General features: G+C 58.6%; 17 protein-coding genes. 11 read left to right on the forward strand and 6 right to left on the reverse strand.

The genetic code is table 11. The annotated features are described in order from the left end of the window. Window positions 1-71: 71 nt before the first annotated feature. The 9 genes from SJY29_RS10220 to SJY29_RS10260 all read left to right on the forward strand — a co-directional run bounded on the left by SJY29_RS10220 (window position 72) and on the right by SJY29_RS10260 (window position 10,771). Window positions 72-440 carry a MerR family DNA-binding transcriptional regulator gene (locus SJY29_RS10220; protein WP_400082552.1) on the forward strand — a complete coding sequence of 123 codons (369 nt, stop codon included), beginning with the start codon at window positions 72-74 and terminating at the stop codon, window positions 438-440. Between the two features lie 241 nt (window positions 441-681). Next, window positions 682-1,083, forward strand: coding sequence for a MerR family DNA-binding transcriptional regulator (locus SJY29_RS10225; RefSeq protein ID WP_055291968.1), 402 nt, complete (start codon window positions 682-684; stop codon window positions 1,081-1,083). Between the two features lie 41 nt (window positions 1,084-1,124). Continuing rightward, window positions 1,125-2,900 (forward strand): acyl-CoA dehydrogenase C-terminal domain-containing protein, encoded by a 1,776-nt coding sequence (locus tag SJY29_RS10230; protein ID WP_400082555.1) that lies wholly within the window; start codon window positions 1,125-1,127, stop codon window positions 2,898-2,900. An 86-nt stretch (window positions 2,901-2,986) separates the two neighbouring features. After that, complete coding sequence (locus SJY29_RS10235) at window positions 2,987-3,622, forward strand: glutathione S-transferase family protein (RefSeq protein ID WP_400082557.1); 636 nt, start codon at window positions 2,987-2,989, stop codon at window positions 3,620-3,622. A gap of 12 nt (window positions 3,623-3,634) precedes the next feature. Continuing rightward, on the forward strand, window positions 3,635-4,846 hold the full coding sequence (locus SJY29_RS10240) for an acetyl-CoA C-acetyltransferase (RefSeq protein ID WP_055291963.1): 1,212 nt from the start codon (window positions 3,635-3,637) through the stop codon (window positions 4,844-4,846). Between the two features lie 27 nt (window positions 4,847-4,873). Beyond that, window positions 4,874-5,332, forward strand: a complete 459-nt coding sequence (locus tag SJY29_RS10245) for a hypothetical protein (RefSeq protein ID WP_400082559.1) — start codon at window positions 4,874-4,876, stop codon at window positions 5,330-5,332. A gap of 22 nt (window positions 5,333-5,354) precedes the next feature. Next, window positions 5,355-7,553, forward strand: a complete 2,199-nt coding sequence (locus SJY29_RS10250; protein ID WP_400082562.1) for a 3-hydroxyacyl-CoA dehydrogenase NAD-binding domain-containing protein — start codon at window positions 5,355-5,357, stop codon at window positions 7,551-7,553. Window positions 7,554-7,806: 253 nt separating this feature from the next. Continuing rightward, entirely contained in the window at window positions 7,807-9,432 is a 1,626-nt protein-coding gene (locus SJY29_RS10255; RefSeq protein WP_400082564.1) for an AMP-binding protein, read from the forward strand. Window positions 9,433-9,754: 322 nt separating this feature from the next. Further along, window positions 9,755-10,771, forward strand: a complete 1,017-nt coding sequence (locus SJY29_RS10260; protein WP_400082566.1) for a hypothetical protein — start codon at window positions 9,755-9,757, stop codon at window positions 10,769-10,771. 3 nt (window positions 10,772-10,774) lie between these two features. Here the strand turns inward: SJY29_RS10260 and upp are convergent, their stop codons facing one another. From upp to SJY29_RS10290, 6 genes are read right to left on the reverse strand one after another with little or no spacing between them, the layout of a single operon-like run. Beyond that, complete coding sequence (gene upp, locus SJY29_RS10265; protein WP_055687732.1) at window positions 10,775-11,407, reverse strand: uracil phosphoribosyltransferase; 633 nt, start codon at window positions 11,405-11,407, stop codon at window positions 10,775-10,777. Then, entirely contained in the window at window positions 11,404-12,393 is a 990-nt protein-coding gene (locus SJY29_RS10270) for an adenosine deaminase (protein ID WP_400082569.1), read from the reverse strand. Before SJY29_RS10270 ends, upp begins: the two co-directional genes overlap by 4 nt. Beyond that, window positions 12,390-13,565, reverse strand: coding sequence for a phosphopentomutase (locus SJY29_RS10275; RefSeq protein WP_400082572.1), 1,176 nt, complete (start codon window positions 13,563-13,565; stop codon window positions 12,390-12,392). Before SJY29_RS10275 ends, SJY29_RS10270 begins: the two co-directional genes overlap by 4 nt. Next, complete coding sequence (locus tag SJY29_RS10280; RefSeq protein ID WP_400082575.1) at window positions 13,565-14,866, reverse strand: thymidine phosphorylase; 1,302 nt, start codon at window positions 14,864-14,866, stop codon at window positions 13,565-13,567. Before SJY29_RS10280 ends, SJY29_RS10275 begins: the two co-directional genes overlap by 1 nt. Before the next feature lies 1 nt (window position 14,867). After that, the gene (locus SJY29_RS10285) at window positions 14,868-15,314 is read right to left on the reverse strand and encodes a cytidine deaminase (protein WP_400082578.1); all 447 of its coding nucleotides are present in this window, start codon (window positions 15,312-15,314) and stop codon (window positions 14,868-14,870) included. A gap of 5 nt (window positions 15,315-15,319) precedes the next feature. After that, a complete protein-coding gene (locus SJY29_RS10290; protein WP_400082580.1) occupies window positions 15,320-16,405 on the reverse strand; it encodes a cupin domain-containing protein in 1,086 nt (361 codons plus the stop codon). 125 nt (window positions 16,406-16,530) lie between these two features. Between SJY29_RS10290 and SJY29_RS10295 the strand changes: the two genes are divergently transcribed. Continuing rightward, window positions 16,531-18,810, forward strand: a complete 2,280-nt coding sequence (locus SJY29_RS10295) for an NADP-dependent malic enzyme (RefSeq protein ID WP_110279331.1) — start codon at window positions 16,531-16,533, stop codon at window positions 18,808-18,810. Window positions 18,811-18,908: 98 nt separating this feature from the next. After that, window positions 18,909-20,801, forward strand: a complete 1,893-nt coding sequence (gene prpE, locus SJY29_RS10300; protein WP_400082582.1) for a propionate-CoA ligase PrpE — start codon at window positions 18,909-18,911, stop codon at window positions 20,799-20,801. The last annotated feature ends 262 nt before the right edge of the window (window positions 20,802-21,063 follow it).

Raw genomic sequence — 21,063 nt, forward strand, 5'->3', positions numbered from 1 at the left:
CGCCTGGTGGCTAGCAATCCATATTGCCCCGTTTCTTTGTTGCCGCTACCATTGCGCCGAGGGAGAAGCAGATGTCCGAAACACGGCTGTCATTTAAAGAGATGTGCGCGAAATTCGACGTCACACCGCGCACTTTGCGCTACTATGAGTATATCGAACTCTTGCGGCCCGAACGCGAAGGACGGTCGCGCTTTTATGGCGCAAAAGAACTCGCGCGCATGACACTGATCCTGCGCGGACGGCGGTTCGGCTTTTCGTTGGAGGATATCCGCCAATGGCTCTTGATCTACGAACATCAGGGCACCGAGGCGCAGATGCACGAATGGGTGACACTGGCGGACAAGCAACTGGTCGAGCTTGCCGAGCAGAAAAAGCAGCTTGAAGATACGATTGCCGAACTCAAGAACCTGCGGGACGAGACGGCAAAGACCCTCGGATAGGCGACAGCGCCCGTCAACGCGACTCAGCAACACCAGTAAAAATTACGGTTTAGAGGGAAAAACGCCGCGTTTTCCCCGTTTTTTTATTGCGCATCACCCAGCGTCATCTTTCCTGACCTTTCGTCAACCGAACCGTGACGCCACGTTACGTTTACGTGCGCGTCAACTTTACTTGTATGCTGTCTATATCCTTTGCAGTTGCGTGGCATTCGTTAACCCCATGCACAGAAAGATATGAGTGATGACGACCGATACATTGAATATCCGTCAGATGTGTGACGCCTTTGATGTCACACCACGCACGCTTCGTTTTTACGAAGCCAAAGAACTGCTTTTTCCAATTCGGGAAGGCCAGCGCCGCCTTTTCACCAAACGCGACCGCGCGCGCCTGAAGTTGATTTTGCGCGGCAAACGCTTTGGCTTCTCGTTGGAAGAAATCCGCCAATTGCTTGACCTCTATCACATGGACGACGGGCAAGAAGCGCAACTGTCAAAGACCTATGTTCTTGCCGAGCGCCACCTTGCCGACATGGAGGCCCAGAAGGCCGAGTTGGAAGAGGCGATTGGCGAGTTGAAAGAACAGATGGCCTGGGGCGCTGAAAAGCTTGCCCAACTGGCCAAAGAAAAAACGGCGGCTGCCTGACACATAGGCGCCGCCCCAAAACGACCAACCGGAGACTTCAGATGCCAATCTACAATGCACCCACCAAAGACATCCAGTTTGTACTGCATGACCTGTTGAAAGTCAGCGAACAGGACATTCCGGGCTTTGAGGACCTTGACCGCGACTTTACCGCCGCTGTGGTCGAAGAGGCGGGCAAAGTGGCCTCTGAAGTGCTGCATCCGCTGAACGTGGTCGGCGACAAAGAGGGCTGTGTGCTGGAAAACGGTGTCGTGCGCACGCCAACTGGTTTCAAAGAAGCCTTCCAGCAGATGAAAGAGGGCGGCTGGACCGCCATGGACTGTGACCCCGAGTATGGCGGTCAGGGCCTTCCATATGTCATGCACACAGCCGCACAGGAGCCGTTTGTGTCCGCGAATATGGCGTTCAACATGTATCAGGGCCTGACACACGGCGCCTATTCCGCGATCTATGCGCACGGGTCTGACGCGCAAAAGCAGACCTACCTGCCCAAGCTGACCACCTGTGAGTGGACCGGCACAATGAACCTGACCGAGCCGCATTGCGGTACCGATCTGGGCCTGATGCGCACCAAGGCCGTGCCGAACGGTGACGGATCCTACAAAATCTCTGGTCAGAAGATCTTTATCTCGGCTGGTGAGCACGACATGGCCGAAAACATCATCCACCTTGTTCTGGCCAAAATTCAGGGCGGGCCTGAGGGCATCAAAGGTGTGTCGCTCTTCATCGTCCCCAAGTTCATGGTCAACGAGGATGGCTCGCTGGGTGCACGCAACGGCGTGTCCGTGGGCAAGATCGAAGAAAAGATGGGCATCCACGGCAACTCGACCTGTGTGATGAACTATGACGAAGCGACCGGTTTCCTTGTCGGCGAAGAGCACAAGGGCATGCGCGCCATGTTCACAATGATGAACGAAGCGCGTCTGGGTGTTGGCCTGCAGGGCTATGCCCAGGCCGAAAGTGCCTATCAGAATGCCGTGGCCTATGCCAACGACCGCCTGCAAGGGCGCGATGTGACCGGCGCCAAGAACCCTGACGGGCCTGCCGATCCGCTGATCGTGCACCCTGATATTCGCCGTAACCTGATGGACCAGAAGTCATTCGTCGAGGGCGCACGCGCATTCACTTATTGGGGCGCCTATCTGATCGATCGCGCGCATAAGAACCAAGACGCGGATGCCGATGGCCTGATCTCATTGATGACGCCTGTGATCAAAGGCTTCCTGACCGACAAAGGCTTTGAATACGCCACAGCCGCACAGCAGGTGTACGGCGGCCACGGCTATATCGAAGAATGGGGCATGTCCCAATACGCCCGTGATGCGCGGATCGCGATGATCTATGAAGGTGCCAACGGCGTGCAGGCGCTTGACCTCGTGGGTCGCAAGCTGGCGCTGAATGGCGGCAAGCATGTGATGGCGTTCTTCGAGATGATCAAAACCTTCATCAAGGAAAACGAAGGCAATGAGGCCCTGAACAAGGACTTCTTGGTGCCACTCAAAGCGGCGTCAAAGGATCTTCAGGCCGCTGGCATGTACTTCATGCAGAACGCGACCAAGCCGAACAATGCGCTGTCGGGGTCATATGACTTCATGCACATGATGGGTCATGTCTGCCTTGGCCTGATGTGGGCGCGCATGGCGAAAGCGGCAATGGAAGCACTAGAAAGCGGCGCATCCGACACCGGGTTCTATGAAACCAAGATCGCGACCGGCCGCTATTACATGGCACGCCAACTACCTGCCACTGCGATGCACCTCGCGCGCATCAACACCGGCGGCGATACTGTCATGGCGCTTGAGGCTGCGAACTTCTAAGCTCTTTGAGGGCGCGCCGCTTTTGGTGCGCCCTCAATGGATTTCTGCCCGCAGAATTCCCCGATACGGGTTGGGAGGCCTACACTATGACCATGAAACTGCATTGCTTTGGCGAAAGCGGCCATTCGTACAAGGTCGCGATGGCGCTCTCGATGATGGATGTCGAATGGGAGCCGGTTTTCATCGACTTCTTCAAAGGCGAGAGCCGCAGTCCGGAATACCGGGAATTGAACATCATGGGCGAAGCGCCCGTGCTGGTAGACGGTGACCTGACCCTGACGCAATCAGGCGTGATCCTTGATTACCTCAGCTCAAAGACCGGCAAGATGGGCGGCCGTTCCGCCGATGCACGCCGTGAAGTGCTGCGGTGGATGTTCTTTGACAACCACAAAGTCTCGAGCATTGCAGGCATTCTGCGGTTCCAAATGAACTATCTGCCGGAAGAGAAACGCAATGCCGATGTCATCGCCTTTCTGGCGGGACGTCTGGCCAGCGCACTCAAAACGCTGGACGATCAGTTGAGCAATCACGCGTGGCTTGCCGGTGATGACATCACCGTCGCAGACCTGAGTTGCGCAGGCTACCTGTTTTACCCCGAGCCGTTCACATTTGACCGTGCCGATTACCCCAATATCAACCGCTGGCTTGATGCCATCGCCGCCCAGCCCGGTTGGAAACCACCTTATGAATTGATGCAGCGCGCCTTTCCTGCGCCTGCGTAACCGGAGGACACTATGACCGAAGCCTATATCTATGATGCCATCCGCACCCCGCGCGGTAAGGGCCGCAAGGACGGAAGCCTGCACGAGGTGACATCTGCGCGCCTGTCCGCAGGCGTGCTGAACGCGCTGAAAGAGCGCAACAACCTTGAGGGTCACGCCGTTGAAGATGTGATCTGGGGCAACGTCACCCAAGTCGGCGAACAGGGCGGCTGTCTTGCGCGCACGGCCGTGCTGGCCTCGGATCTGGATCAGTCCATCCCCGGCCTCGCGATCAACCGGTTCTGTGCCTCGGGCATGGAAGCGGTGAACCTTGCCGCCAATCAGGTGAAGGGCGGTGCAGGTCAGGCCTATATCGCCGGTGGTGTCGAGATGATGGGTCGTGTTGCCATGGGTTCGGATGGCGCGGCCATTGCCGTTGATCCGTCGATTGCGATGGAGACGTATTTTGTCCCGCAAGGCATCTCTGCCGATATCATCGCCACCGAATATGGGTTCAGCCGTGATGATGCCGACCAGCTTGCGATGGAAAGCCAGAAGCGCGCGAAAGCCGCTTGGGACGACAAGCGCTTTGATAAATCCGTCGTCACTGTGCGCGATATCAACGGTTTGGCCATTCTGGATCACGACGAATACATGCGCCCCGAGACGAACATGCAAACACTGGGTTCACTGAACCCTGCGTTTCAGGCCATGGGCGAAGTCATGCCCGGCTTCGACAAGGTCGCGCTGATGAAGTACCCGCATCTGGAGCGGATCAACCATATCCACCATGCGGGCAACTCTTCGGGGATCGTGGATGGCGCCGCTGGCGTGCTGATCGGGTCCAAGGAATGGGGCGAGGCGATGGGCCTCAAACCGCGCGCACGGATCAAGGCGACTGCCAAGATCGGGACCGATCCGACGATCATGCTGACAGGCCCTGTTCCTGTGACCGAAAAAATCCTCAAGGATTCCGGCATGAGCATCAGCGACATTGATCTCTTCGAGGTCAACGAGGCGTTCGCATCGGTCGTCCTGCGCTTCATGCAGGCCTTTGATGTGGACAACAGCAAGGTCAACGTCAACGGCGGTTCCATCGCGATGGGTCACCCGCTGGGCGCGACCGGTGCGATCATCATCGGCACATTGCTGGACGAACTGGAGCGCACGGGCCAAGGCACAGGCCTTGCTACGCTGTGTATTGCTTCAGGTATGGGGGCCGCGACCATCATCGAGCGGGTGTAACCAATGGCGTCGCAAATCACCGAAGAAATGGCAGTCGAAATTTACCAGCACCTGCTGGACAAAATCTGCGCTGCCTATTTCGAGAATGATTTCGACGCTTTTCAGAACGCCTTACATGTCCCCCATCGATACAGCACCAAAGGAAATGAGCAGCTGATCACGACCTGTGCCCAGATGAAAGAGGCCTTTGACGCGTTTCGCGGTTACCTGAAAGGGCTTGGTGTGACCGATTTCATCCGGATCTGCACCGGTGCTGCGGTATTGACGCCAACTAAAATCATCGCGTCACACACCACCGAGTTCTTGCGCAACGGCAACCGGTTGCGTGATCCCTATGAGGTCTGGGCAACCTTGGAATTCATCGAAGGCACATGGCGGGTCACATCGTCCGAGAATGCCATCAACGATACCTCGTGGCAGGCGATGGCCTTTCGCCAAGGCGCCACACTCAAAGATACACCGCGCCCGGCGCGGACTGAACAATAACCTCCCGGATTTGGAGAATGAAATGACCGACTTTACCATGACCACTGACGCCGATGGCGTCGCAACGATTGTCTGGGATACGCAAGGCAAATCCATGAACGTGATGAACCAGCAAGGGTTTACCGATCTGGACGCACTGATTGATCAGGCGCTGGCAGATGACGGCATCAAGGGTGTCATCATCACGTCCGGCAAAGAGGGCTCTTTTGCGGGCGGCATGGACCTGAACATCATCGCCAAGATGAAAGACAGCGCAGGAGACGATCCTGCGCGCGGCCTGTTTGACGGCCTGATGGGGATGCACGCGATCCTGCGCAAGATCGAACGCGCTGGTATGGACCCAAAGACCAACAAAGGCGGCAAGCCGATCGCAGCCGCCCTGCCCGGCACAGCCCTTGGTATCGGCCTTGAAGTGCCGCTGGCTTGTCACCGCATTTTTGCTGCCGACAACCCCAAGGCCAAGATCGGCCTGCCGGAAATCATGGTCGGTATTTTTCCCGGTGCTGGCGGCACGACACGTCTGTCGCGTAAGCTGGGCGCAATGGGTGCATCGCCGCTCTTGCTTGAGGGTAAGCTGAACGACCCGCAAAAGGCGAAAGCGGCTGGCGTCATTGACGAGGTGGTTCCCGCAGACGAACTGCTGTCCGCGGCGAAAGCATGGGTTCTGTCCGAGCCGAATATCGTCAAGCCATGGGATGAAAAGGGCTATAAAATGCCTGGCGGCGCACCATACCACCCTGCCGGTTTCATGACCTTCGTGGGCGCATCGGCAATGGTCAACGGCAAGACCCAGGGCGTTTACCCTGCGGCCAAGGCCCTGCTATCCGCCGTCTACGAAGGGGCGCTGGTGCCTTTTGACACGGCCCTGAAAATCGAAGCGCGCTGGTTCACCAATGTCCTGATGAACCCCTCGTCCTCGGCTATGATCCGCAGCCTTTTCATCAACAAGGAAGCTTTGGAAAAGGGGGCCAACCGCCCCCAAGCCCCCGACCAGAAGGTCAAAAAGGTCGGCGTCATTGGCGCAGGCATGATGGGTGCAGGCATTGCGATGGTCTCGGCGCTGGCTGGCATCGAAGTTGTCCTGATCGACAGTACGCAAGAGGCCGCAGACAAGGGCAAGTCCTATACCGAGGCACATCTGGACAAGGGCATGGCCCGCAAGAAGGTGACCCAAGAGAAGAAAGACACCGTCCTTGGCCTGATCAACGCCACCACCGATTATGACGCGCTAAAGGGCTGCGATCTGATCGTCGAGGCCGTGTTCGAAGATGTGGGCGTCAAAGCCGACGTCACTGCCAAGGTGCAGGCCGTCACTGGCCCTGACTGCATCTTTGCGACCAACACATCGACCCTGCCGATCACCGAACTGGCCAAGGCATCGGTGGACGCCGAGAAATTCATCGGCATCCACTTCTTCAGCCCCGTGGACAAGATGCTGCTGGTCGAGATCATCAAAGGCAAAGAGACCGGCAATGTGGCCGTGGCCAAAGCGCTCGACTATGTGCGCCAGATCAAGAAAACCCCGATTGTCGTCAATGACGAACGGTTCTTCTACGCCAACCGCTGCATCATTCCTTACATCAACGAAGGCATTCGGATGGTGAAGGAAGGGGTGGAACCGGCCCTGATCGAGAATGCGGCCAAGCTCGTCGGCATGCCACTGGGCCCGCTGCAACTGGTTGATGAAACCTCTGTCGACCTAGGTGTGAAGATCGCCAAGGCGACAAAAGCTGCGATGGGCGATGCCTACCCCGATGGCGAAGTCGATGAAGTGCTGTTCTGGATGTTCGACCAGAACCGTCTGGGCCGCAAATCCAACGCGGGCTTCTACAGCTACGATGACAAGGGCAAGCGTCTGGGCCTGTGGGATGGGCTTGCCGCGCAGTATCCTGTCGCGGACGAACAGCCAGACCTGACAACCGTGCAGCACCGTCTGCTCTTTGCGCAAGTGCTGGAGGCGGTCCGCGCGCTCGAAGAAGGCGTGCTGGAAGACATCCGCGAAGGCGATGTGGGTGCGATCCTCGGCTGGGGCTTTGCTCCTTGGTCGGGCGGGCCGTTCAGCTGGCTCGACATCATCGGCGCACCCTATGCCGCCGAGCGGTGCGATCAGCTGACCGAAGAATTCGGCGCACGTTTCACAACACCTGCTCTGTTGCGTGAAATGGCTGATAAAGGGCAAGAGTTCTACAAGCGCTTCGGCGCAGCAGCCCAAGCGGCCTGAACGATTATGGCGCACCCCGCCCATGGGGTGCGCCATAATATTTTTCTCTCAGAATCAATGCTTTGAATTGCGCATTTCAAGATGAAAGCTTCGCTACAAAGCACTGCCTTCGAACCTATAGTTAGCAATTCAACTAAGTATTGATGCACGGAGGGCAATCCCGCGGACCCCTCGCAGGCCAATTCCCACTTTCCAAGTCAACAACATAGCGCAATACTCACCGTCCAAAGACAATCTGCGGGAGGATCATGTCATGGGTTGGATGCGCGATGAAACCGGGCTTGAAAAGCGGGCGGCGAACTATGTCCCGCTGACGCCTTTGTCGCATTTGCAGCGCGCCGCACTGATCTTTGCTGATCGTGAAGCGGTGGTCTATGGCAAGACCAGAATAACCTATGCCCAATATTACCGGCGGGTCTCGCGGCTGGCCTCGGCGCTGACCAAGGTTGGCGTGCAACCGGGTGACGTTGTGGCAACACTCCTTCCCAATATCCCTGCGCAATCCGAAGCAGCCTTTGGTGTTCCCGCCTGTGGTGCCGTCCTGAATACAATCAACACCCGTCTGGATGTGGATACGGTGGCCTATATCTTTGACCACGGCGAAGCGAAGGTCGCTTTGGTAGACAGCCAGTTCCTGCCGCTTGCCATGGCCGCAGTTGACCTGATGGAGGGCCCTGCCCCCATGATCATCGAAGTGCCGGATGATCAGGCCGGTGTCCATGCAATGGGCGCGCAGCAGAACTATGAGGATTTTCTGGCAACAGGTGATCCGGAGTTCGCATGGATCCTCCCTGAGAACGAATGGGAAAGCCTCGCGCTCAATTATACATCCGGCACCACCGGCCGCCCCAAAGGCGTGGTTTATCACCACCGTGGTGCATACCTGATGACGATGGGCACACCGATCAGCTGGGAGTTGCCGCTCTTTCTGCGCTACCTACAAATCGTCCCGCTTTTTCACTGCAACGGCTGGAACCACACGTGGATGCTGCCCGCCTTGGGCGGCACAGCGATCTGTTGTCGCGATATAACGGCCAAGGCAATTTACGACGCGATTGGCGATGAAAAGATCACGCATTTTGGCGGCGCGCCAATCGTTCTCAACCTGCTGGTAAACGCGAAAGACGCCGAACGCCGCACCTTTGATCATGTGGTTGAGGTCTTTACTGCCGGCGCGCCCCCTGCCCCTGCAACGCTGGCCGCGATCGGCAAACTGGGGTTCAACGTGAAACAGGTCTATGGGCTGACCGAGACATACGGGCACGTCACGGAATGTATCTGGGATGACGCATGGGATGCGCTGCCCGAAGCCGACCAGGCGGCGATCAAGGCACGCCAGGGCGTCGGCTTTCCAATCATGGAAGATGTGACCGTGGTCGATGAACACATGCGGCAAGTCCCGCGTGACGGAGCGACACAAGGCGAGATCGTCATGCGCGGGAACGCTGTGATGAAAGGCTATCTCAAGAACCCCCAAGCCACGGAAAAGGCCTTTGCAGGCGGGTATTTCCATTCCGAGGACCTCGCAATCCAGCACCCGGGCGGGGCGATGCAAATCTCCGACCGTGCCAAGGACATCATCATTTCCGGCGGTGAGAATATCAGTTCGGTCGAAGTCGAGGGTGCACTGATGCACCACCCGGCAGTGAACCTCTGTGCAGTGGTCGCCAAGCCGGACGACAAATGGGGCGAAGTCCCCTGTGCTTTTGTCGAACTGAAGGATGGCGCCAGCGCGGAAGAAGCAGATATCATCGCATTTACGCGAACACGGTTGGCAGGGTTCAAATGCCCCAAGAAAGTCGTGTTCCAGGAACTGCCCAAAACATCGACCGGAAAAATCCAGAAGTTTGAACTCCGCAATCTGGCGAAGACGTTTTAGGCAGGCGGCAGGATGCCTCCGGCGGAAGTTTGATTGGACATGGAAAATCAAGGCTTCGTTAACCAAGCAACTCTAAACTCGCGGCTACGGTACAGGCGGAAGCGTTGATGACCGTGACGTGGAAAGTCGCGCTGGCGGGGATCTGAAAAGATCAGCCTGGACCGGGCAACCGGCCAGCGCGCAACCTTTCCACTTTCCATGTCCAATCAAACTTCCGCCGGAGGCATCAGGTCGTGCGCCGCATGATACCACCCGCTGGTTGTTTCCGACATGACAACCCAGTCCGAAATCGGTACGCTGTGACCAAAAGGGCATAGAGCAGATGACGGCACTGGACCGATACGTACGGCTGGAAAGCGAAGCGCTCTGGCGGTCTGAGCCGGAAGGGCAGCGCCGCGATGTCACGCTGTCGTTCGGCGATGCGACACTTGTGATTGCGGATGCCACGGGGCGTCCTTTGGCCCATTGGTCGCTGCCTGCGTTGATCCGGCAAAACCCCGAGGAGACTCCTGCGATCTACGCGCCAGACGAAGAGGCCAGCGAGATACTGGAAATCGCTGACATCACCATGATTGATGCGATCGAGGAAGTGCGTAAGGCCCTCGCAAAATCGCGCCCCCATCCGGGAACCCTGCGCCATTGGCTGACGGCTGGGCTGATCGTTGTGACCTTGCTCTTGGCCATCTTCTGGCTACCCGGTGCGTTGACACGGCAGACCCTTGCTGTGGTGCCAGCCCCCAAGCGCATGGAGATCGGAACGAAACTTCTGGGCTATGTGCAGGAAGAGACCGGTGCGGCCTGTCAGTCGCCACGGGCAAATGCCGCGGCGGGACGTCTTGCACGGCGGCTTTTCGGGCCGCAAACCGCAGCGCGGATCATTGTGGTGCCCGCGCTTGCGCAAGGCGCGTTGGCTTTGCCGGGTAGCATCGTGGCGCTCGATTACGGGGTGTTGCAGCTTTCGGATGATCCGGCGGTTGCCGCAGGTTTTATTCTTGCCGCGCGCGCCTCGGTTCTGCACATGGATCCGCTGGAAGCCTTGCTGCAACAAGCGGGGCTTGGCACCACATTCCGTCTGCTGACAACCGGCGAAATCCCTGATGCGATCCTGCGCGACAATGCGGCAACTCTGCTGGCAGGCCCTGCGGCCACACCAGATGCCGCAGTTTTAAGCCAGACACTGGCCGCAGCGCAGATACCTCAAGGCCCCTATCTGGCGGCAGCAGATGCCCGCAGTGGCAATATGCCGGACCTCGGCCCTGATCCGCTTGACGGTCAGACCGCCCCCCTCATCCTGACAGATAGCGACTGGGTCAGCCTACAGAATATCTGCAATATCTAGGCGTTACTTTGTCCCGAACATCCGGTCACCGGCATCGCCAAGGCCCGGCACGATATAGCCTTTCTCGTTGAGATGGCTATCAATTGCCGCTGTAACAATCGGGACATCGGGATGGGCCTCACGCATGCGCGCTATCCCTTCGGGTGCGGCCAGCAGGCAAAGGAACCGGATATTTGTTGCCCCTGCCTGTTTCAACAGGTCAATCGCCGCAACAGAGGAATTGCCGGTTGCCAACATCGGATCGACGGCAATGACCAAACGGTCTTCGAGTTCTGTTGGCACCTTGAAATAATACTGTACCGGCTTGAGTGTTTCCTCATCGCGGTAAAGGCCGACAAAACCGACACGAGCAGACGGGATCAATTCCAATACCCCATCCAGAAGCCCGTTCCCCGCCCGCAGGATCGACACAAGTGCCAGCTTCTTGCCGTCAATCACCGGCGCATCCATTGGTTCCAGCGGCGTGTCGATACGTTTGGTTGTCATCGGCAGACCACGGGTCACCTCATAGGCCAGCAACTGACTGATTTCACGCAACAGTTGGCGGAACAAGGCCGTCGATGTATCACTCTGGCGCATCAATGTCAGCTTATGCTGGACCAACGGGTGGGTGACGTGGGTGACATGTTCGGTCATGTGGCGGGCTCCAGTTTTTTGGTGATGCGAGCTTTGGTGGCGTCATTGCAAAAGGCTGCGGCAATGGCCGTTTCGTTCAGGGCTCTGAAATCGTCCTCATCCCAGCCAAAGGTGCGGTGCAGCATCTCGTATTCGTCGGTCATCGTCGTGTGAAAGAAGGGCGGGTCATCTGTTGAAACAGTCACCTTCACACCGGCGTCACGCAGTTTCGCAATCGGGTGGCTGTCCCAGTCTTTGACAGCTTTCAGAACCACATTCGAGCCCGGGCAGACCTCGAGCACGATCTCTTTCTCGGCGATCTCTTCAATCAGCGCAGGATCGGTAATCGCCCCTATCCCGTGACCAATGCGCGATACTTTCAATTCGCGCAGGGTTTCAGACACCATCGCCGCCCCACCCCATTCGCCCGCATGGCAGGTCAGCGGCATCCCCGCCTCGCGTGCCATGTCAAAGCTATAGCGATAGTCGCCGGGGCGTCCGACCATTTCGCCGCCGGCCATGCCATAGCCCACGATGAAATCACCGTAAGTTTCGGCGGCGCAGCGTGCGGCGGGTTTGCAGGCCTCGGGCCCGAAATGGCGGATACCTGTCACAATCCCTTTCAGGGTTATCCCCAGCTTCTCTTCACCTTCGGCTGCTGCATCTTCCATCGCGGCAAGGTAATCTTTCCAAGCTGCCAGATCGCCACCGCCGCAAAAATCAGGGGACACAAAGGTTTCCATATAGACGACACCGTGAAAGGCCGTTTCTTCCAGCACGGCCATGGTGAGGCGGCGAAAATCATCAGGCGTTTGCAGTGTCGTGCACGCCGCCTCATAGACCTTCAGGAAATGGTCGAAATCGCGAAAGGCATAGCCGCCGTCAGCCGTGAATATCTTGCTGATATCTATCTTCTTTTCCGCAGCCAGCCCTTTGATAAAATCCGGCGGCGCGCAACCTTCGAGATGTGTATGCAGCTCGACTTTGGGGAGGGTGCGAAAACTCATAAAAAGCTCTTTCCTTGGCCTGCGTAAGGCACATTCAAATGGGCGGCAACGGTGGCGGCCACGTCAACAAATTGCAGCTGGCCCAGCGCGCGCGCGCCCAAGCCATGCACCAAAACCGGCACGCGTTCACGCGTGTGATCAGTGCCAGCCCATGTGGGGTCATTGCCATGGTCTGCGGTGACGATCAACAGATCATCGGGTTTCAGTTTGGGCAAAAGTGCCGCCAGTTCCCCGTCAAACCACTGCAAATGGTCGCGGTATCCAGCCGCGTCGCGCCGATGTCCGTATTCGCTGTCGAATTCGACCAGATTGGCAAAAACAAAATCCCCGTCCGCCGCCGCGTCCGCCAAATCATGGATATGCCCCATCAGGGCCGCATCCCGCCCTTTGCGCAGATCATCAATCCCCCGCATCGAGAAGATATCGCCGATCTTTCCGACCGCATGCACAGTGCGCCTTGCATCATGGACATAATCGCAAATCGTGGGTGACGGCGGCGCGATCGCGAAATCCTTGCGGTTGGCAGTGCGTTTGAAATTGCCGACTTCGCCAAGGAACGGGCGGGCGATGACCCGCCCGACCCGCATATCATGCACGGCGGGGGCAAGGTCATGGCAGAGCTTGATCAGCCGCTCTAACCCGAACGCCTCTTCATGGGCGGCGATCTGAAGCACGCTATCGGCCGATGTATAACAAATCGGCCAGCCCGTGCGCAGGTGTGCTTCGCCCTCTTCATCCAGCACCGCCGTGCCCGATGCATGACGATTGCCCAAGATACCTTCGGTCCCCGCCAGTTCACAGATCAGCGCAGTAAGCTCCGGTGGAAAGGCAGGGTCGGCATCGGGAAACACATGCCAGTCCCATGGCACAGGCACACCGGCGAGTTCCCAATGGCCTGACGGCGTATCCTTCCCGCGCGAGATTTCCGTTGCAGCGCCCCATGCGCCTGTTGGGGTGGCATCCAGACCGACCGCTGCCTCGCCCGAGGCGAGCTTTACCGCAGCACCCAAACCCAGCGCCTCAAGTGTCGGCACATTGAGGCCGACATCCCGCGCAATGTGACCGACGGTATTGGCACCTGTATCGGGCAGTTGACCATTGAAAAACTGGTCCGCGTCCGGTGCCCCGCCGATCCCGACGCTGTCAATGACGATCAAAAAGGCGCGTGCCATCAGGTCATTCCTTCAATAACCAGCGGGCCGGGGGTGACCGCCTCACCGATTGTCATGGCGGCCTGAACCGCCATCGCCGCGGCAATGGCCGCATCCTCATCAGCGGCATGAACCACGCAAAGTGGATCGCCGCGCGAAACTTTTGCACCAAGCCGGACGACCTCGGTCAGACCCACCGCCGGATCAACCTGATCGGTCTCCACATTCCGTCCGCCCCCGAGGGCCACGACCGCAAGGCCCAGCGCCTCACCATCAATGGCCGAGATATAGCCCGACGCAGGCGCGGTCACATCGCCCACAACAGGCGCCTTGGGCAAATGCGTATGCCAGTCCTGCGCCATATCGGGCGGGCCGCCCAAGGCTGCAATCATCTGGGAAAACCGCTCCATCGCGGCACCGCTGCTGAGGGCCTCCTTGACGCGCTGCACGGCAGGGGCGGTCTCTTCGCCCTGCATCATCAAAAGCTGGGTACACAGCCCGACGGTCAGGTCATAGAGCCGCGGTGCGACCTCTGTATTGCCCGCCAGTACTTCCATACAGATCGCCACCTCGACCGCATTACCCAGCGCGGGGGCCAGAGGTTCATTCATATCCGTGATCATTGCCGCCGAGGTACAACCCGCACCATTGGCGGCAGTTACCAGCGCCCGTGCCAGCGCACGCGCCTCATCATGCGTTTTCATAAACGCACCCGTACCACATTTGACGTCCAGTATCAGGCTATCCAGCCCCGCCGCCAGCTTCTTGGACAGGATCGACGCAGTGATCAGATCAATGCTCTCGACAGTCGCCGTCACATCGCGGACCGCGTAAAGGCGGCGGTCGGCAGGGGCAATCTGGCCGGTCGCACTGACAATCGCGCAACCCACCTCGCGGGTGATCAGGCGCAACTGCTTTTCAGAGACGTTGATGTTCACACCCGGGATCGCTTCAAGCTTGTCCAGCGTGCCGCCGGTATGCCCCAAACCACGCCCTGAAATCATCGGGACATAGACGCCGCAGGCCGCCAGCACCGGCGCAAGGATCAGCGACACACAATCGCCAACACCGCCGGTTGAATGTTTGTCAATCACGGGGCCCGGCAAATCCCAGGTCATCACGTCGCCACTATCGCGCATCCCGATCGTCAGCGCCGTGCGGCCCGCATCACCCAGCCCGTTCAACACCACCGCCATGGCAAAAGCACCCGCTTGCGCGTCACTGACCGCACCACTGGCCAACCCTTTGGCGAACCATGTCAGTTCCTCCTGCGTGGGGGCCCTCTTGTCCCTGACTGCGGCGATGATAGCACGGGCGTCCATGTCAGACGCGGCTCATATAGTCTGCGTCGAAACTGCCCGGCAACAGGGTTGCGACCGTGGTTTCATGCACTGTTCCATCCATAGTTGTCAGGGTGACTTTGACATCGCCCTTGGCGAATTCCGCGATCTTCTGGCGACATCCGCCACAGGGGCTGACGGGTTTGGGGCTGTCGGCAATCACAGCGATTTCAGCGATAGCGGTATCGCCTGCCGCAATCATCGCGGCAATCGCGCCAGCCTCGGCGCAGGTGCCTTCGGGATAGGCCACGTTCTCGACATTGCAGCCGACATGCACAGCACCCGAGGTCGCCCGCAGCGCCGCCCCGACTTTGAATTTCGAATATGGCGCATAGGCGTTTTCGCGAACCGCGCGCGCGTGATCAATCAATGACATAAGGCCTCCGGTATTGATGGTGTCCAGAGTGTGACGGACCGCGTGCGGATGCAAGAGGCTTAGGTCGTCGTAAAGACGCCCGGCAAGGTGACTTCAAGTAGCTCCAGATCATCCGAGGGATCGGCATAGCGCGTCTGCATACCCGGCGGGATCACAAAGGCATCACCGGGGGACAAGGCGAACGGGTCTTTGCCCTCTCCTTCCAATGTCATCGTGCCTTCCATCACAAAAGTAAAATGGATGTCGGCATCATGGCTGGACCAGACCGGATCGCCCGCGCCTTTGCGCAGGACATGTACACCTGCAACGCCTTTCGTATTTGTCGCAATTGTCGTGTCACGCGCGATGAAACCTGGCAGGCGGGCAGGCTCCCACGCGGCCTTGGCCCCTTCGTTGAAGACAAACTTCTGTCCCTGCCATTCGCGATCAGGCCGCAGGTGCGGTGTCGGCAACGTCATGTCGTGATCAATCTCGGTGATGTGTTCTGCGGGCACACCGATTTCGATCACTTCAATCCCGTCCGAGGCTTCCAGCACGCGGTGGCGGATTTCGGGGGGCTGGATAAAGCAATCACCTGCGGTCAGGCGGATCGGGGGACCTTGGTCCTCATAGACCACATCGACCCAGCCACGGTAGCAGAAGATCAACTGAAACCCGACCTTGTGAAAATGCACCATATCCGGAACCGGCCCGCCGTCTGGAATACGAATATGGCTGGCAATGATCGACCCGCCCAAACGGGTCGGGATCAGGTCACGATATTGCATACCTGCGCGGCCAATCACCCAAGGTGCCTGATCCGCAAGGCGGCGGACGACAAAGGCGTGATCGGTTGGCGGCAGTTCCAAGGGCGGGTGCAGCGGATGCACCTCAACCCGTGTGCCACCCGGGGATGTCAGCGTCTTTTGCCCATCCGCAAATCCTGCATCATCCGTCAGAATACGCAAAAGGCCAGGGCTATCGCCGGTGCCCTGATCAAGCCGCACCCGCACACCGTGACCGGAATAGACCGCCACGGAGGGGTCATCGGCAGGATAAATCATATCGAGCCGCATCCCCAAGGTGCCGCCGAAAAACCCGAGATCAGCCCGCAGGTCAGTTGTTGGCAGGCACAGCTCGGCACGTATTTCATTCAACTCTGTCATCTTTTGCACCCTGTCCTTGTCGCAAAATATTTGCAAGAGTAGGCGCTACGCAATTGACCCCGCGCTGTGCTTTCCGTAGGGACAAGGGAAAATGGTTTAACGTTAAACCATATTTGGAGGACGCTATGACAGACGATGCAAAAGACAGCCTGAGAGAGGCCGCACTTCACTATCATAAGTACCCCAAGCCCGGAAAACTCGAAATCCGCGCCACAAAGCCACTGGCCACAGGCCGCGATCTTGCGCGCGCCTACTCACCCGGTGTTGCCGAGGCCTGTATCGAGATCAAGAATGATCCCGACACCGCCCGCGACTATACCTCGCGCGGCAATCTGGTGGCGGTTGTCACAAATGGCACGGCCGTCTTGGGCCTTGGCAACATCGGTGCGCTGGCCTCCAAACCGGTGATGGAAGGCAAGGCGGTTCTATTCAAGAAATTCGCCAATATCGATTGCTTTGATATCGAACTGAATGAGCCCGACCCGGAAAAGCTCGCCGATATCGTATGCGCGCTTGAGCCGACATTCGGCGCGATCAACCTTGAAGACATCAAGGCCCCTGATTGCTTTATCGTCGAGAAAATCTGCCGCGAGCGGATGAATATCCCCGTTTTCCACGATGACCAGCATGGCACAGCAATTGTTGTCGGTGCCGCGGCGACCAATGCTTTGCGGATCGCCGGCAAAACATTCGAAGAGATCAAGATCGTCAGCACGGGCGGCGGTGCGGCGGGCATTGCCTGTCTGAATATGCTGCTGAAACTGGGCGTGAAGCGCGAGAATGTCTACCTTTGCGATATCGAGGGCCTTGTCTACGAAGGCCGCGAAAAAGACATGACGCCACAAAAGGCCGAATACGCCCAAGGGACAACGCCTGCAACGCTGGCCGAAGTGATTGAAGGCGCTGACCTGTTCCTTGGATTGTCCGGACCTGGCGTTCTCAAGCCCGAGATGGTTGCCAAAATGGCCGAACGCCCGATCATTTTTGCATTGGCCAACCCCAACCCTGAAATTGACCCCGAAGCAGCCCGCGCAGTGAACCCCAACGCGATCATCGCCACGGGGCGCAGCGACTTTCCAAACCAGGTCAACAACGTCTTGTGCTTCCCTTTCATCTTCCGCGGGGCGCTGGATGTTGGCGCGACCGAGATCAACGACGAGATGAAGATTGCCTGCGTCGAAGGCATCGCCGCACTTGCCCGCGCCACAACAAGCGCCGAGGCCGCGGCGGCCTATCAAGGCGAGAAACTGACCTTCGGGGCCGATTATTTGATCCCGAAACCCTTTGATCCGCGCCTGATGGGTGTTGTCGCCAGCGCCGTGGCCGGTGCCGCGATTGAAACAGGTGTCGCCACCCGCCCTGTCGACGATATGCAGGCCTATAAGGCGGCACTTGACGGTTCCGTGTTCAAATCCGCCATGATCATGCGTCCTGTGTTCGAGGCTGCGCGCACAGTCACCCGCCAGATCGTCTTTGCCGAGGGCGAGGACGAGCGCGTGCTGCGTGCCTCTCAGGCGATTATGGAAGAAACCACAGATACGCCCATCCTGATCGGCCGTCCCGAGGTGATCGCGGCACGCTGCGAACGCGCGGGCCTGAAAATCAGACCGGGTGTGGATTTCAGCATCGTGAACCCCCAGGACGATCCACGCTATCGGGATTATTGGGGCACCTATCACGATCTGATGGCCCGTCGGGGGGTGACCCCTGATCTGGCCAAGGCCGTGATGCGCACCAACAGCACCGCGATTGCCGCCGTCATGGTGCAACGCGGCGAGGCTGACAGCATGATCTGTGGCACATTCGGCCAGTATCTCTGGCACCTCAACTACGTCAGTCAGGTGCTGGGCACTGACGGCTATCACCCCATTGCGGGTCTGTCGTTGATGATCCTTGAGGATGGCCCGCTCTTTATTGCCGACACCCAAGTGCATCCCGAACCAACGCCCGCCCAAATCGCCGAGACCGTGATCGGAGCGGCACGGCACGTGCGCCGCTTTGGTGTTGATCCAAAAATCGCACTGTGTTCGCACAGCCAGTTCGGCAATCTTGAAAGCGACAGCGGACGCCGCATGCGCGCGGCGATGGAAATCCTCGACAGTGCGCCACGTGATTTTGCCTATGAGGGCGAAATGCATGTCGATGCCGCTTTGGATGTGGAACTGCGCAACCGCGTCTTCCCTGCGGCGCACCTTCCGGGGGCCGCCAACACCCTTGTGTTTGCCAACACAGATGCCGCCTCTGGCGTGCGCAATATCCTGAAGATGAAGGGGGGCGGGCTCGAGGTCGGGCCGATCCTGATGGGGATGGGCAACCGCTGTCATATCGTGACACCATCCATCACCGCGCGCGGCCTTTTGAACATGTCCGCCATTGCAGGGACACCCGTGGCGCATTACGGCTAGTTAAGTTTTTGACTAGATCGGTCATTTGCGCCGCAGCGATGCTTGCAGAGGCTTGACCCGAACCGTAACAATCCTGCCAATACGTTTGGGAGGACGACATGGGATATGCTGAGGTTTACGGCGCGTGGCAGAACGATCCGGAAGGTTTCTGGATGGAGCAGTCCAAATCAATCGACTGGGTCACCCCCCCGACAAAGGCGCTTGATGACAGCAAGGCCCCGCTTTACCGCTGGTTCACCGATGCCAAGGTGAACACCTGTTACAACGCCGTTGACCGCCATGTGGAAAACGGGCGCGGCGAACAGTTGGCAATCATCTATGACAGCCCCGTCACCCATACCAAGCACACGATCACCTATGCGGAATTGCAGACGCGCGTGGCCTCGCTTGCGGGGGCCTTGCGCGCCAAAGGCGTCGAAAAAGGTGACCGCGTCATCATCTACATGCCGATGATCCCAGAAGCGCTCGAGGCAATGCTTGCTTGTGCGCGACTGGGCGCGATCCACTCGGTTGTATTTGGTGGCTTTGCGGCCAACGAACTGGCGGTGCGCATTGATGACGCTACCCCTAAGGCGATCATCGCAGGGTCCTGCGGGATCGAGCCGGGGCGCGTCGTGCATTACAAGCCTTTGCTGGACGGAGCCATAGAGATGGCGACGCATAAGCCCGATTTCTGCGTCATCTTTCAACGCGAACAGGAAGTTGCCGCCTTGATCGAGGGGCGTGATTACGACTGGCACGGGTTTCAGGCCGGTGTTGAACCTGCTGAATGTGTGCCCGTCAAAGGCGATCATCCCGCCTATATCCTCTACACCTCGGGCACGACCGGCGCGCCCAAAGGTGTGGTCCGCCCCACCGCAGGCCACCTTGTGGCGCTGAACTGGACGATGAAGGCAATCTACAACGTCGATCCCGGCGAAGTTTTCTGGGCTGCCTCGGATGTGGGCTGGGTCGTGGGCCATTCCTATATCTGCTACGCGCCCTTGATCCACGGCAACACCACCGTCGTCTTCGAGGGCAAACCGGTAGGCACACCCGACGCAGGCACCTTCTGGCGCGTCATTGAAGAATATAACGTCAAATCCTTCTTCACCGCCCCCACAGCATTCCGCGCGATCAAACGCGAGGATCCCAAGGGCGAGTTGATCAAGAACTACGATATTTCCGGCCTGCGCGCGCTGTATCTGGCAGGTGAGCGTGCGGACCCTGACACGATTCAATGGGCCCAGCGTATTATGGGCGTGCCGGTCTATGACCACTGGTGGCAAACCGAGACCGGCTACACCATCGCGGGCAACCCTGCAGGGATCGAGGCGCTGCCCGTCAAGATCGGTTCGCCCACTGTCGCGATGCCGGGCTATGACGTGCAGATTCTGGACGAAGCTGGCCACCCGATGAAACCCGGCGAATTGGGTGCCATTGCTGTCAAACTGCCGCTTCCCCCCGGCACGTTGCCGACGCTCTGGAACGCCGAAGACCGCTTTGTGAAATCCTACCTGACGACCTTCCCGGGTTACTATGAAACCGGCGATGCGGGCATGATCGACGAGGACGGGTACCTCTACATCATGGCGCGCACGGATGATGTGATCAACGTGGCGGGGCACCGGCTTTCGACGGGTGCGATGGAAGAGGTGCTCGCGGGGCATCCCGACATCGGTGAATGCGCCGTGATCGGGGTGACAGACGAGCTTAAAGGGCAACTGCCCATGGGGTTTGTCTGCCTCAACAAAGGCTGTGAAACGACGCCGGAACAGATCGTGAAAGATTGCGTCAAACGGGTGCGCGATACGATCGGCCCCGTGGCTGCGTTCAAACTGGTCGCCGTGGTGGACCGTCTGCCCAAGACGCGATCCGGCAAGATCCTGCGCGGCACGATGGTAAAGATCGCCGATGGCGAAGACTTCAAGATGCCTGCGACAATCGATGATCCGGCCATTCTGGATGAGATCAGGGACGCGTTGAAGCCGTTGGGGTATGCTCGGGGTTAGGTCGGGCATGGCGGCTTCGCACCCGAGGCGCAGTCCAGCCATCGTCCGACCTGGAGGGCTGTGCGGCGTCAGAGGCACGGGGGCGTGCCGCAAAAGCGGGGTTGGATACCTTTGAAAGTGTTGCAAAATCGCCCTCCTGGGGGAGGTCGGGCGATGGCCGGACTGCGCCGGCCGGTTGTGCTGTGAGGCTGATTTTGTGAGAAATGAAAAGGCCAACTATGCCAGCATTGCAGTTCTCCATCCGCGCCTCATGGCCCGTGGG

Source organism: Yoonia sp. R78084, from assembly GCF_044595625.1.
GTDB lineage: Bacteria > Pseudomonadota > Alphaproteobacteria > Rhodobacterales > Rhodobacteraceae > Yoonia.